9 protein-coding genes are annotated in these 14,301 nt (G+C 37.0%); 8 read left to right on the top strand and 1 reads right to left on the bottom strand.

The genetic code is table 11. The annotated features are described in order from the left end of the window. Positions 1-5: 5 nt before the first annotated feature. The 7 genes from LEP1GSC202_RS12330 to LEP1GSC202_RS12300 all read left to right on the top strand — a co-directional run bounded on the left by LEP1GSC202_RS12330 (position 6) and on the right by LEP1GSC202_RS12300 (position 10,540). Positions 6-2,129 carry a FecR domain-containing protein gene (locus LEP1GSC202_RS12330; RefSeq protein WP_015678197.1) on the top strand — a complete coding sequence of 708 codons (2,124 nt, stop codon included), beginning with the start codon at positions 6-8 and terminating at the stop codon, positions 2,127-2,129. Continuing rightward, the gene (locus LEP1GSC202_RS12325; protein WP_015678204.1) at positions 2,119-3,300 is read left to right on the top strand and encodes an LIC11435 family protein; all 1,182 of its coding nucleotides are present in this window, start codon (positions 2,119-2,121) and stop codon (positions 3,298-3,300) included. Before LEP1GSC202_RS12330 ends, LEP1GSC202_RS12325 begins: the two co-directional genes overlap by 11 nt. Positions 3,301-3,343: 43 nt before the next feature. Next, positions 3,344-4,636, top strand: a complete 1,293-nt coding sequence (hisD, locus tag LEP1GSC202_RS12320) for a histidinol dehydrogenase (protein ID WP_015678357.1) — start codon at positions 3,344-3,346, stop codon at positions 4,634-4,636. Then, positions 4,633-5,490 carry a pantoate--beta-alanine ligase gene (gene panC / locus LEP1GSC202_RS19910; RefSeq protein WP_015677983.1) on the top strand — a complete coding sequence of 286 codons (858 nt, stop codon included), beginning with the start codon at positions 4,633-4,635 and terminating at the stop codon, positions 5,488-5,490. The genes hisD and panC overlap by 4 nt, the downstream gene beginning before the upstream one ends. A gap of 3 nt (positions 5,491-5,493) precedes the next feature. Beyond that, positions 5,494-8,916, top strand: a complete 3,423-nt coding sequence (gene mfd, locus LEP1GSC202_RS12310) for a transcription-repair coupling factor (protein ID WP_015678335.1) — start codon at positions 5,494-5,496, stop codon at positions 8,914-8,916. Positions 8,917-9,016: 100 nt separating this feature from the next. After that, entirely contained in the window at positions 9,017-9,694 is a 678-nt protein-coding gene (locus LEP1GSC202_RS12305) for a lipoprotein LipL31 (RefSeq protein ID WP_015678200.1), read from the top strand. A 6-nt stretch (positions 9,695-9,700) separates the two neighbouring features. Then, positions 9,701-10,540 carry an undecaprenyl-diphosphate phosphatase gene (locus tag LEP1GSC202_RS12300; RefSeq protein WP_039928978.1) on the top strand — a complete coding sequence of 280 codons (840 nt, stop codon included), beginning with the start codon at positions 9,701-9,703 and terminating at the stop codon, positions 10,538-10,540. On the opposite strand, the gene LEP1GSC202_RS12295 is transcribed toward LEP1GSC202_RS12300, so the two are convergent. Further along, positions 10,473-13,043 carry a SpoIIE family protein phosphatase gene (locus LEP1GSC202_RS12295; protein ID WP_015678212.1) on the bottom strand — a complete coding sequence of 857 codons (2,571 nt, stop codon included), beginning with the start codon at positions 13,041-13,043 and terminating at the stop codon, positions 10,473-10,475. The genes LEP1GSC202_RS12300 and LEP1GSC202_RS12295 overlap by 68 nt on opposite strands. Positions 13,044-13,099: 56 nt before the next feature. On the opposite strand from LEP1GSC202_RS12295, the gene LEP1GSC202_RS12290 reads away from it, so the two are divergent. Next, positions 13,100-14,281, top strand: a complete 1,182-nt coding sequence (locus tag LEP1GSC202_RS12290; protein ID WP_015678336.1) for a class I SAM-dependent rRNA methyltransferase — start codon at positions 13,100-13,102, stop codon at positions 14,279-14,281. The last annotated feature ends 20 nt before the right edge of the window (positions 14,282-14,301 follow it).

Raw genomic sequence — 14,301 nt, 5'->3', positions numbered from 1 at the left:
CCACCATGCGTTTGTTAAATGATACAAAATTTGTTGTAACGGGACTTTTGCTTCTCATCCTGTTATTTTCGATATTATTGTATCGGAATCTCAATTTTAGGGCCAATGATTCGACAGAGCCTACGATTGGAGTCATTACATTTAAAAATAAAACTGTACTGAGGAAGTACAATGATGCAGTCGTTTGGGATTTGATTGAATCGAGAACGGAAGTGAAAAACCGTGATACAATTCGTACGGAAGGATTGTCTGATGCCATTTTAACTTTGAATGATGGCACAAAAATCAATATCTCCGAAAATTCGATGATATTATTGGATATTTCCGATAAAAATATCAACATTAACTTTGCTTATGGTTCCTTTGAAGCAGCGAGAGAAGCAAGTTCTTCTGGCGAAATTAAGATGAACATCACAGCTGGTGACAAAACGGTAGAGGTTTCTAAAGGCGATATCAAACTAGACAAAACGAAAACAGAGTTGAATATCAAAGTTGACCAAGGCGAAGCGAAACTCACTTCCAATGGGAAAGAAGAAACAATTGGGAAGGACCAAATTGCCAATGTATCTGAGTCTGGTGTAAAAGTTGCCAAACAATTGTTTCGTTTGGTAAGTCCTGAAGATAGAAAAAATATTTTGTCAGATTCTGGATCTGAAAAGGTCAATTTTTCCCTCGCCGGTTGGAACAGTGACTCTCAAAAAAAAGCTAATCCAATGCTTGAAATTTCCTTTTTTCCTGACTTCTCAAAATCATTGATTAAGGAAAAGTTAACATCAGCTAACATTACGAAAAAATTAGAATCAGGCTCTTATTATTGGAGGGTATCCTATACGGATCCTACGAACCAATCGAAAGCAGTCACTGAAGTGTATCAGTTCCGAATTTTAAATGATCCTTCTTTAAAAATTTTGTCTCCAAAAAATGGAGAGTTAGTCTCTTATTCAAATGAAATTCCTATCATCCGATTTGTTTGGAATCAATTGGAATTGTATTCTTCCTATACAGTTACCATTGCACGGGACAGTAACTTTTTTGATATTGTGGCAACAAAACAAACACAAAACCAATCATTAGCGTTTGATAACCTAAAAGAAGGAACTTACTACGCAAAAGTCCAAGCAAAGTCAAACCTGCCAGGAATTGCTGAGAAATTTACATCCGTAACCTCGTTTCAAATCCAAAAGAAAACTAATACGACTCCTCCTGAATTGCTGGAACCTAGTAGAGGAAAGGTGATTGCAGAAGAACTTACAAAATCTCAATTGTTTTTTTCTTGGAAAGATGACAAAGATTTTGAGTTTTACCTTTGGGAAATTTCGAATGACCAAAATTTTTCCAATATCATCGATTCTGAAAAGGTAAAAAATAATTTCTATAAATTGACGAGTGGACTAAAGGTAGGTACCTATTTCTGGCGAGTGAAGGGGATTGGAAATGGGGGAACGAGTTTCGATTCCAAACCATTTCCCCTTGTTGTCATCGCAAAGGAAGAGATGGAACTCGTGAGTCCAAATCAGGGTGCTGAAATCGAAGTCGATGAACGAAATCTTGTTGTACTCAAATGGAAAAAACTCAGCACAAAGTCAAATTATGAAATTGAAATCGCAAAACAGGCTGATTTTTCGCAAACCATTGTGAAAGAAACTGTGGTTGGAAATTATTTTGAATTCAAATCAAAGGAACTAGGGAAATTTTATTGGCGAGTGAAGGCCTTGGGTGATGAATCCAATGTGAGTGTGACTCGGAATTTTCAAATGGTGTCCAACGTGGAACCACCAAATTTGGTATCTCCTTTGCGAAATGAAACAATCGACTTGTTTACGAAAAATTCCATTAGTTTCTCTTGGAAACCAGTGGAAAAAGTGACTGCCTATCGACTGAAGCTCATTGATGTATCTGGAATCCGTGAAAAAATCATTCTGAATGAACGGACAAGTGCAAACAAATTCCAAATGAATGAAATCCAAAAATTAAATGTGGGTCGCTTTCGTTGGGAAGTGAGTTCACTTTATAAAATGTCGGATGGATCGGAACGTGAATCTGCCGCAAACAAACAAGATTTTTTCATTTCGGTTCCTGAACTAAAAGTTCCAAAAATTCTAACGCCAGGAACTATCTATGTGGAATAAAATTTTAATCTTTATCGTCATTGTATTCTGTTTTACAACGAATTTGTTTTCTGAAACGGAAGAAGAAGAGTCCACACAACACCAGTTACGTTGGATGGAGGTTGAAGGGGCAACGGGTTATGTTTTGGAAATCAAAAATTCCAGTGGTTACCTCGTATTATCTGAAAAAGTAAAAGGAACCACCTATGATTTAGTGAATTATACCTCAGGAGTGTATGAACACCGTGTCGCAGTGATCAATAAATTAGGTAAAGTTGGAAGTTATTCTGATTGGGTAAAATTTGAAGTTGTTGTCTCACGTGTACCTACCCTTACAAAGGATTCTGTATATTCTGTCTCAAAGGAAGAAAAAGAAAAAGTGTTTTTACTAGAAGGCAAAGACTTCATCCATCCTATGAAGGTGTACATGGTTACGGGTGGCAAACGGATCGCTGCTAAAAAAGTTGTCATTGAATCTGATTCTGTCGCCAAAGCAACGTTTGCTGTTGACCCCGATTCTGATACAGGAATTTATGATCTCGTTTTAGAAAACCCTCGAAACAAATCCTTAACTGTAAAACAACGTGTAGTTTTGTCAGATTCGAAAGAGAGAGCAACTAATTTCGCCAAACGCCAAGAACGCATTATCAGAAAAGAAATTCCCGAAGACTATTATGAAACACCGTATTGGTCAACTCTTTGGCGTTCGTCTGTATTGCCAGGTTGGGGTCAAAAGTACATCGATGGAAAAAATTGGAAACTATATGTATACCCGGTTGTGGCACTTTCTGCCTTAGGAGTATATGCCAATTCGTATAACCGATTTTTAGCAGCTAGGTCTGATTACCAATCGGCTGTATTATTAGGAGCGATCCTTGCTGAAAATCCAGATACACAAACAATTTGGTTTCTAAATCGAAGTAATGCGGAATCCAGTTTTAATCGCGCAAAATCAGAGTTAGGTGTGATCCAGGTAGGTGCCGGTATCCTTGGCGCCTTTTTGGTGTATAATTTGGTAGATTCTTATTTTTCCGCAAAACGTAATGTTGCCATAAAGGAACCTGGATTTCAATTCGGTGGTGAAAACCAAAGAGTATTTGCATCCCTCACGCAAGAATCAGGTTTCTCACAATCAAGGCCAGGGATAGAAATTGGTTCAAGATACCAAATCGAATTCTCATCTCGTTTTTGACAAAAAGCTTGTTTAGGAAGGCACTTCCTACCATGCTGAAATTATGCCAATTCCCATACTCTATTGTGATCGAAGTTCCAAAGAGTTAACCTCACGTTTCCTCCAAGGGGCAAGGGAAGATCTTACCACTGCCACCAATCGTATTTTGCCGATTTTAGAAGCGGTGCGAACCAAAGGCGATTCAGCTTTATACTCCTATACCGAAACATTTGATGGGATCAAACTGAAAGGACTTACCATCGATCCCAAGTCCAACAAAACCAATATTGATCTAAAAACCAAAGAAGCATTTTTACGTGCCAAGGCAAATATTGAGGCTTTCCACAACGAACAAAAACGAGAGACTTGGTCTAAGGTCATCGATGGAAATCGTTTGGGTGTGAAATACACGCCAATACCTTCTCTAGCTGTGTATGCACCCGGTGGAAAGGCTTTGTATCCTTCCAGTGTTCTTATGGGAATCATTCCAGCAAAAATCGCCGGGGTTCCTAGGATCCAACTCATCACACCTCCACAAAAAGAGGGGATCCCTGAGATTTTGATTTGGTTGGCACAGATTTTAGAAATTGATCGAATTGTCACGGTTGGTGGGGCGCAAGGAATTGCTGCCTGTGCATATGGAACAGAATCTGTTCCCAAATCAGAGTTCATAGTAGGTCCTGGGAATGCCTATGTAGCAGCCGCCAAATCCTATTTAAGTGGTCAGGGTTTGATTGGAATTGATAGCCCGGCGGGACCCAGTGAAGTTTGTATCATTGCAGACAGAGAGGCAAATCCAAAATGGATCGCCTGTGATATGTTATCCCAAGCAGAACATGGGGAAGATTCTTCAGCGATTTTGCTTACAACGGATGAAACTTTAGCCAAACGAGTGCAGGAAGAATTGGAAATTGCATTGATAGAACGTACCAAACGTTTGGAGATGAAACGAAAAGCTATTTATGAAAACTCAGGTATCCTTGTTTTTCCTTCGATGGAAGATTGCATTTGGTTTTCGAATGAACTTGCACCAGAACATTTAGAAATCCAAACCCAAAATAACGAAGCCATATTTTCTAAAATTGAACATGCAGGGAGTGTATTCCTCGGCCCGTATTCACCCGTTGCAATGGGAGATTACATTTCCGGAACCAATCATATCCTTCCCACCGCTCGGGGAAGCCGGATTTATTCCTCCCTTGGAGTTGATACCTTTCTCAAACGAGTGACCTTTCAAGAAGTTACAAAAGAATCGTTAGAAACCTTATACCCATTTGTCAAACTCATGTCGGAATTGGAAGGTCTAGATGAAGAACATGGAACGAGCGTTAAAGTGAGAACCAAGGACCATCAATGATCGTTCTCAGTGAGATTTTAGAATTAAAACAGGTGATTTCCGGTTGGAAACAAAATGGGGATACCATTGGTTTTTGCCCAACCATGGGAACCTTACATGCGGGCCATATGGACCTGGTGGAAAATTCGAAAAAACAATGTTCGAAAACAATTGTTTCTATTTTTATCAATCCAACCCAATTCAATGACCCGAAAGACTTTGCTGCGTATCCAAAGAATACTGACGCTGATTTAAAGTTATGCGAAGAAAGCGGTGTGGATTTGGTATTTTTGCCAAGCGTGGACGTAATGTATCCGAAATCATCTACACCGATCCAAATGAGCATTCCTAACTTACAAACAACTTTATGTGGCCGAACGAGACCTGGTCATTTTGAAGGTGTATTACAAATTGTTTCTAAACTCTTCCACCTTACAGAACCTCATTTTGCTTTTTTTGGTTTAAAGGATTACCAACAATTCCGTGTTATTTCTGCTATGGTTGCAGAATTAAACTTTCCCATCCAAGTGATTGGTGTCCCAACCAAACGCGAATCAGATGGACTTGCCATGAGTTCACGAAATCTTAGGTTAACTCCAAAAGACAGAGAAACAGCTACCCTGATTCCAAGGATGTTCCAATTAGCAAAAAAAACCTTATTAGGTGGAGAAAGGGATTTGAAGGTTTGGAAAGAAATCCTGACAGACTTTTTACTTACCGGGATGAATGTGAAAATTGATTATTTGGAAGTGGTTGATCCAATGACTCTACAACCTGTAAACAATCTTACAGGAAATGTATTGCTTGCGACCGCCGTTTTTGTTGGTGAAGTTCGACTCATCGACAATGAAATTTTAACTTGTCCATCAAAATAAAAAATGTCCAAAGATCTCCAAATTCGACCTTACCAACCGAAACTCGTTTTCTCCGAAGCAAAACAACATTTGGTCAACATAAGTGGCATCCCTGAGTCTGCTTTTTCATACGTAGTCAGTGAACTCTACCAAACAACAAATCCTAATAAAACATTTGTAATCGTATTACCAACAAACCAAGAGGCAGAAAGTTTTTCTCGGGAACTTCTCAGTTTTTTAGATAAAGAGGAAATATATTTTTTCCCAGGACCTGAAAATATTCCGTATGAATATACAAAATGGCAAGCGGAATGGAAACGAGATCGAATTCTAACAATCAATCGGATATTAGCAGGGAATCGTAGCCTTGTTGTCACATCTGTTGCCGCTTTCCTAAGAAAATTACCTGAAAAACAAAGTTTACAAGGAAAATCCGTATCGTTAAAGTTAGGTGTAGATTTTCCATTAGAATTATTATTATCGGAACTGGTGCAACTTGGTTATCACAGAGAGGAAGTTTGTGAACAATTTGGGCACTTTAGTTTAAAAGGAGGAATTTTAGATATCTACACTCCTTTTTTAACTAACCCAGTGAGAATCGATTTTTTTGGTGATACAGTTGATGAAATTCGAACTTTTGATCCCAATACACAGAAATCAATCACAAAGATTGAAGAGGTTGTGATCACCGCAGCCAATGAAACAATTGTTTCAAAAAATGAAATTGAAAATTATAAAAATCGTATTAAAGAATATACTGATAAACGACTTCCCATTGACCAAGAAACAGAAATTATAGAAGAACATTTACCTCTCATCAGAAAGCAAGAAGGTATTTTAGAGTTTTTTAAGGAAGATCCGATTTTGATTTTTCCCAAATTCCAAGAAACAAAAGAACGTTGTTTCGGAATGGAGAGAGAATACAAAACTCTATTTGAAAAGAAAAAGGATGAATCACTCTGTTTACCACCAGAGGAGTTATTGTCCTTCGGAAGGGAATGGAAGTCTTTAACGTCTGAAGAAACACCAGGGATTCAGTTTTCTCTATTGCCTAGTCTTGAACATAATTTTTCGTATGCTCCCATCACGGAAGTAAAAGGATTTCGCGGAAAAATCCGTGAAGCAAAGGAATATTTTTTAGAATTACTATCTGAAAATCCCGGTTATACCATTTTTATCACTTCTTCTTTTTCTGCACAAATGATGAGGTTAAAAAGTTTGTTTTCCGAAACGGAAGTGACAACGATTGGGGAAAATGCAGAAGAACCGATTCCGTTTCCTTTCGCAACGGTCAAACCTGGAATCCATTTGATTGTATCTGAATTAAAACGTGGATTTCAGTTAGTCGAAAAGGGAATTTTTGTTTTTACTGACAACGATTTGTTTGGTCGACAATACAAACGCAAAACCCGTTATAAAAAACAATCTTCACAAATGATTGAATCCTTCATTGATTTAAAAGAAGGAGATTACATCGTGCATGTGAACCATGGTGTGGGCCGTTTTATCAAAATGGAACGAACCAAAGCAGATGGAAAGGAAAGAGATTTTTTAAAGTTAGAATATGCGGGTGGGGATAGTTTATTTGTCCCTCTTGATCAGATTTCACTTGTCCAGAAGTACATAGGGGGAACCGATTCACCCAAACTTGACACCTTAGGTAAAAATTCCTGGAAAAAAGCAAAAGAACGAGTCCAAGAATCAGTTGATAAACTAGCCGAAGAACTGGTGTTACTGTATTCGAATCGAATGAAGTTAAATGGTTTTGCGTTTCCTCCTGATACCATTTGGCAAGAAGAGTTTGAAGCTGCTTTCGAATTTGAAGAAACTCCTGACCAAATTTCAGCCATTGAAGCTGTAAAGCAAGACTTAGAGTCACAAAGGCCCATGGACAGACTTGTTTGTGGGGATGTTGGATACGGGAAAACGGAAGTAGCGATCCGCGCTGCCTTTAAAGTGATTATGGCTGGAAAACAAGTGATGTTACTCACTCCGACCACGATTCTTTCACTACAACATTTTAATACTTTCAAACAACGTTATGAAAATTATCCAATTAAGATTGCCTTTGTTTCGAGGTTCCGAACTCCCTCAGAAATCAAAGAAGACTTAAAAAATTTTTCAGAAGGCAAAATTGACATGCTCATCGGAACACATGCTATTTTGTCCTCGAAGGTGAAACCAAAAAATTTAGGATTACTCATTATCGACGAAGAACAGAAGTTTGGTGTGACACATAAAGAATCCATCAAAAAATTTAAGAACTTGGTGGATGTTTTAACATTAACAGCCACACCCATTCCAAGAACCTTACATATGGCTCTCACTGGAATTAGAGAATTATCAATCATTTCAACTGCTCCTAAAAATAGACAAAGTGTAGAAACCTATGTATTAGAGGAAGATGATACCCTCATCCAAGAAGCGATTCGTAAGGAAATCGAAAGGGGTGGACAAGTATTTTATTTGTACAACCGGGTTGAGTCAATTGAAGAAGAAGCATCCTATGTGCGGAGTCTTGTGCCAGAAGTTTCTGTTGGTATCCTACATGGGCAATTGACAGAGGACGAAATCGAAGAAACTTTGGTGGACTTTTATGAACGGAAATACGATATCCTTGTGACTACAACCATCATCGAATCCGGCATTGATATGCCTAATGTGAATACATTGATTGTAAAAAGGGCCGATATGTTTGGTCTTTCACAACTTTACCAGATCCGTGGTCGGGTGGGTCGTTCCGATAGAAAGGCATATGCGTATATGTTTTATCCTTCAAAGAAGCTCATGACTGAACTTGCTGAAAAAAGGTTGAACACGATCTTCGAATACCAAGAGTTAGGTTCTGGTTTTAAAGTTGCCATGCGGGATCTTGAAATTAGGGGAGCTGGGAACTTACTTGGGAAAGAACAGTCTGGTGACATCATGGAGGTTGGATTTGATCTCTATGTGAAAATGTTAGAAGAAGCAATTTCACGAATCAAAGGGGAAGAAGTCCGTGTGGAAGTAAGAACTGCGGTCAACTTAAAAACGAATTTTTATCTTCCAGATGATTACATACCAGACACCAAACAAAAAATTGAATTTTACAAACGATTTGAGGGCTCAGCAAATTTGGATGAAATTGAAGAACTTTCCATGGAAATGGAAGACCGATTTGGAGAATTACCACAAATTGCAAAAACCTTCGTGGAATTGGAAAAAATTCGAACTTTATCTTCTAACTTGGGTTTCGAATTTGTGACGGAAAAAACTGATGAGATTTTATTTAAGTGCGGAACGTACTTCCGTGGAAACCCAGATCGGGTCATCCAAGCAATGGGTCAATTTAAGGGTCTAATCATTGCTCCTTCTGAACCATCTGTATTACGTTATACGAATATAGAAAAAGACGATCTTAAAAAAATCAAAAAACTACTAGGTATTTTGGAATTCCTTGCCGCTTAATTTTTAAGCATAGGAATCAATCCCATACTCTCAAAAAAGGATGGACATTGAGCGAATTGGCGAAACCATCATCTCAAATCTATTTTGGCACTAAAATAATATGAAAAAAATCCTCCCATTGTTTGTTTTTCTGGCATCCTTTGCCTTTGTACAGTGTTCCGACTCTTCCCCGGTCATCGAAACCTTAGACAATCACAAAATCACAGTAAAAGATTTTGAAGCAGCTTACGATACCGCTCTTGATTCCATCAGCCGTTTGCAAAACATCGAGAAAAAAACACTTTTGGAATTCATAGAAAAAGACATCAACGAAGTTCCGCCAAACTTCCAAGACCTTAACTACCAACTCCAAAAGAAAAACTTCTACCAAACTTATAGGCAAATGATCATGACTCGTTTGGTTGCTGAGAAAAATGGATACATCTCAAGGCCAGATGTCGCTGAAGTGATCAAACAAGTGGAAATGCAAACCATTGCTCAGATGTATGTCTCTGAACAAGTGGAGAAAAAAATTCAAATCACAGATGAGCAGGCTCTTGCTGAATGTGAGAGAATGAGAAAAATTGATCGTAACTTAAATCTTACTATCGACAAATGTAAAACGTTTGCAAAAGCAAATCTAAAACAAATGCAAACGAGAGAATACCTTCCTTTGGTTGTAGAAAGAATCAAAGAAGAAGTGAGCATCAAACGAAATGAAAAATTTGATTTAGATGCATACCTTGCTCCTAAGAAAAAAACGGAAGAACAGGCACCCGCACCAACTCCAAATAACTAAGTTTCAATGGATAATACATTAAACGCGTTTTTACGTGGCATCATTGAAGCTGCCACGGAATTTTTGCCAGTGTCATCCACTGGCCATTTATTTTTATTTAGTTATTTTTTCCCGTTTGAAAATCTCTCTGTTCCTCATGAGGCGTTCGAAGATTTGTTTGATATCTTCATTCAATCTGGTGCCATTTTTTCCGTTGTTGCCTTATATTACAAAACCTTATGGAACCATTTAAGATCTGCAGTTTTATACATTTCTAAGAAAAATGATGATGGAACCGGTTTTCGTTTTTATCTCAATTTGCTAATTGGAATTTTACCAATTTTAATCCTTGGATTCGTGTTTAAATCATGGTTAGACAATGTGAAGATGAGACCAGACCTTCTTTTGATTCTCGGTGGTTCCTGGTTAGTCGGTGGACTTTTGATGGTAGTTGTCGAAAAAAAACATTTAGATGATAGCCATGGTCAAACCATTGGTTGGAAAGAATCATTGATTGTTGGATGTTTACAATGTTTTGCTTTGATCCCTGGTGTTTCACGATCAGCTGCAACTATTATCTCTGCAAGAACCTTAGGCATTTCCAAAAAAGACAGTGCTGAATTTTCTTTTTTCCTAGCGATACCTGTTTTGACATTAGCTGGACTTTATAAATTGTACAAACATCGGGCTATCTTAAATTCGGAAACCATTGGATTACTACTTTTCGGAAGTATCGTATCCTTTATCATTTGTTTTTTTATCATCAAACTGTTTATGGCCTTTATTAGAAGAAGGAGTTTTATTTCGTTTGGTGTGTATCGGATTGCAATAGGGATTTTAGTAATTCTTTATTTTCTACGGGGTTAAGAAATTCTAAGTAAAAACTTTTTTTATCCTGATTTTGGTTTAAATCCAAAAGATGGAAAAACAGTTTTGTATTTCGTTTGTTTTCTTTGTTACGTAGAAAGTAACGTTCGCTCCAAAGGATTGCTTCTTGTAAATTTCCCATTTGGAATTCCGATTTTGCAATCATATAAAACAAAGTTTCCTTGGATGGAGCATCAGTGACGGCAATTTTAAGATGGGTAAGTGATTCCATCCAAAGTTTTTTTTGGAAATAGATCTTTCCCAGTAAAGAATGAAAATTGGGATGAGAGCACTTCTCTACCAAAAGCAATAGTTCATTTAAGGCAGAATCCAAATGACCTTGTTTGGCCTTAGATTGGATTTCGATAAATTGGTTTCTGATCTCTTCAGAAATGGCCTTTTTATCGATTTTTTTTTGATACCCAATTCTAATAAATGATATGTCATCCGTTAACTCACCATTCGCATTAATTTCAGAGATAAGAGGCAGTAAATTCCCACAAGCCCTTTCTACAAATCGTAAAATTAAGGTTTCGTCCTCATTGATGTATCGTTCCTCTGAAGATTGATTGATGCTGATATCATCGCGACCATCTGATCCAATGAATAAAACATCTCCATCCAATAGAGAAAAGGTTTTGATTTGAAACTGAGAATTGTTTTTTGGAAATCCTAATTTCCTCATTGATAATTCTGTTTCAATGAAGGAAGCAACACCATCTCGGTAAAGGATACTCCAAGGGTGTTCAGCGTTTATATAGTACAGAAATCCGTCTTTTCCAACCATTCCAAGTACAACACTTGATAACATGGAGCCATCAAAACTTGCGAATACAGCTTGCAATTCTACATATAAATCTTTAAGCCATAATTCCGGCGGTCGTTTCTTCGTATAACTCGATTTAGACCTTGATAAAACAGCTTGGAATACCACACCTAATACAAGGGCACCTCCTGCACCTTGGATTGATTTTCCCATGGCATCGGCATTGGCAAATACTGTATACTCACCTGATTCCAGTTGGATATTTCCTACGATGCAGATGTCACCACCTATCTCTCCAGTTTTGCCACGAAAAAGGAATTTCTTAAATTGATTGACATATGACTCAAAACTCAGTTCCGGAATTTTATTTTCGATCCTTGCCAAAGGTTGGATGAGAAGTGATGTTAAAAAATAATCGCCATCTTGTTTTTCCTTTAGGTTTTGTAATTGGAATAAAGAATCGTGGAGTGCCAAGGTTCTATCTTCTACTTTTTTCTCTAAGTTTCGATTGAGATCTTCAACTTGTTCGTTTAATTTGACAAACGAATTTGCGAGAATGATCGCAAGAGAAACATTGAAAAAGAAAAAAGCATATCCCATGATACGAGGAAAAACCCAAAAGTTTCGATTTGTGGCAGTGTCAATGATTGCAGCGATGAGTACAATCATGAGTCCAAAGGTAATATAAATTGCTTTTTTTTCTTTTTTCTTCCAATTACGAAATAAAATCAAAAAAATCAAAGTGACGTAAATGAGCCAGGTTGGTTGGACAATATTAGTCAAAACAAAATTAGAAGTTTGAATTTCATTTTGAATTAAAAAGAATACAAAAAATAACGATTGGATTCCATCCAAAATTTTCCCGATTTTTCCATACCTTTCTCGAAATAGGTTTCTTAAAAAATGATACATCAAAGGGACAAGTAACAGAATCACCATATATTCGCATTTTTTCATGGTTAAAAAAGAGAATCCGAATTCGTATTTCAATTGATTTCTTAAAAAATTATACAAAACAAAAGAAAAGGCAAAGAGAGCAAAAAATAAATTCTCTCTGTTTTTTCTCCTTCGAAAGTATAAAAATAGAAAATAACTTCCAACTGTTATATAGATAGTTAAGAAGATTAATTTAATGAATTCATCTTTAAAAAATTGGGATTGGATTATGTTTGATGGTCCAAGTAGGATTTTATCCTGTTCAATTCCTCCAGATTTTTGGAAGTAAAGTTGAACTTGAATTAAAAGTAGATTTTTTTTACCTGATTGGATTAATGATTGAGGAATGGGGTAAATTCTCACCTTATCATAGTATTGTGGTAATGGAGAATTCCATTCACCTGTTTTGCCAATTAACTTTCCGTTTAAATAAGTTCTATCTCTATCATTGATGATACCAAGACGAAAGCTGTATTGTTCACTTGGGTTTTCATGGAACTCGATCCATTTGGCAAGGAAAACAGTCCTTTGAGTTGTATCTTTTTTTTCGTTTGGTGGGAGATTCCCAGGAATTTTAATCCGTTTCCAATGATAATCAAAAAAATTCTCTTCGTTTAGATTTGGGATATTTTCTTCAGTGATTTCGTTTTCCAAAACGTACCAATAAGAACTTTGGTCGGATGAAATAGAGTCGAGAGATACATTGTGGTTTGGATCATATTGAATGCTAAAATCCAAAACGGGTTTCGCTTCGATTTGGGAAAAAGAAACGACAAGAAGGATGAGTAACTTTTTTATCATAATATCGAGGGGATAATTTCTCTAGAGAACAATTCGTAAATGCAATTGGATGAAAAATGGTCATTCGTTTAAAGAAGAATAAAGAAAAGGCAGTATTAAATTTTCATCCTTGGGTGTTTTCAGGTGCCATCGAATCCGTCGCGTCGGGAACAAAATCTGGTGATATTGTGGAAGTACAAGCAAATGATGGATCTTTTTTGGCTTGGGGTTTTTTTGAACCGGGAAGCCAAATTCGGATTCGTTTGTTTTCGTATCACAAACAAGATGATGGAAAAAACAAGGATTACTGGTTTCAAAAATGGAATGCCATATTACAATCCAAACAGAGAGTTTTACCCAAAGGAACAAATGGGTTTCGATTGTTTCATTCCGAAGGGGATGGGGTACCAGGACTTGTTGTTGATGTTTATGACAAAACTGCCGTTTTGCAGTTAAAAACGTCCGGAATGATTCGTTTACGAGAGGATTTAGTTCAGTTCCTTGAAAGTTTTGGTATGGATACCATCATCGAGAAACGTGATAAAAAAGAAGACCAAAAACAGGAAAGTTATACGGTTTTAAAGGGAACTCTTTCGGAAACCAAATTCATTGAACATGGAATCCAATTCTTAGCAGATCTTCCTTATGGCCAAAAAACTGGATTTTTTTTAGACCAAAGAGACAATCGTCTATTACTGAAGAATTATGCAAAAAATAAAACAATCTTAAACACGTTTGCTTATACAGGGGCATTTTCCGTTTATGCCTTGCTAAATGGTGCGAAACTTGTTCATAGTTTAGATATTTCAAAACAAGCATTGGATATTTGTGAAAAAAATTTAAAACTCAATGGTTTATTCCAAGAAATTGAAACAGGTAAACACAAATCTTTGGAAATGGATTCCTTTGTTTATCTTAAAAACATGGATTCGGGTTTTTACGACCTGATCATTTTAGACCCACCTGCGTTTACAAAAAATGTTTCCACTGTGATGCAAGCAAGTAGGGGATACAAAGAGATCAATATGAAAGCAATTTCAAAAGTGAAAGAGGGGGGAATCGTGTTTACCTTCTCATGTTCCCAACATATTTCTTCAGATTTATTTAAAAAAATTGTGTTCGGCGCTGCAAAAGATGCCAAAAAAAAGGTTCGAGTTTTGCACCAATTAAGCCAAAGTCCAGACCATGCATATTCCATTTACCATCCGGAAGGTGAATACCTAAAAGGACTTGTGATTCAGGTTGATGGAGAAATATAAAGGAAAATATTGGTGAAATC

Origin of the sequence: Leptospira yanagawae serovar Saopaulo str. Sao Paulo = ATCC 700523, assembly GCF_000332475.2 — a bacterium.
GTDB classification, from domain to species: domain Bacteria; phylum Spirochaetota; class Leptospiria; order Leptospirales; family Leptospiraceae; genus Leptospira_A; species Leptospira_A yanagawae.
The sequence above is the reverse complement of the archived record's forward strand: the minus strand, read 5'-3'. Positions and strand labels throughout refer to the sequence as shown.

Bases quoted from the DNA above. Each gene is read 5' to 3' on its own strand.
- LEP1GSC202_RS12300 (WP_039928978.1), top strand. From the start codon at position 9,701: ATGGATAATACATTAAACGCGTTTTTACGTGGCATCATTGAAGCTGCC.
- LEP1GSC202_RS12325 (WP_015678204.1), top strand. From the start codon at position 2,119: ATGTGGAATAAAATTTTAATCTTTATCGTCATTGTATTCTGTTTTACA.
- LEP1GSC202_RS12295 (WP_015678212.1), bottom strand. From the start codon at position 13,043: ATGATAAAAAAGTTACTCATCCTTCTTGTCGTTTCTTTTTCCCAAATC.
- panC (WP_015677983.1), top strand. From the start codon at position 4,633: ATGATCGTTCTCAGTGAGATTTTAGAATTAAAACAGGTGATTTCCGGT.
- mfd (WP_015678335.1), top strand. From the start codon at position 5,494: ATGTCCAAAGATCTCCAAATTCGACCTTACCAACCGAAACTCGTTTTC.
- LEP1GSC202_RS12305 (WP_015678200.1), top strand. From the start codon at position 9,017: ATGAAAAAAATCCTCCCATTGTTTGTTTTTCTGGCATCCTTTGCCTTT.
- LEP1GSC202_RS12330 (WP_015678197.1), top strand. From the start codon at position 6: ATGCGTTTGTTAAATGATACAAAATTTGTTGTAACGGGACTTTTGCTT.
- LEP1GSC202_RS12290 (WP_015678336.1), top strand. From the start codon at position 13,100: ATGGTCATTCGTTTAAAGAAGAATAAAGAAAAGGCAGTATTAAATTTT.
- hisD (WP_015678357.1), top strand. From the start codon at position 3,344: ATGCCAATTCCCATACTCTATTGTGATCGAAGTTCCAAAGAGTTAACC.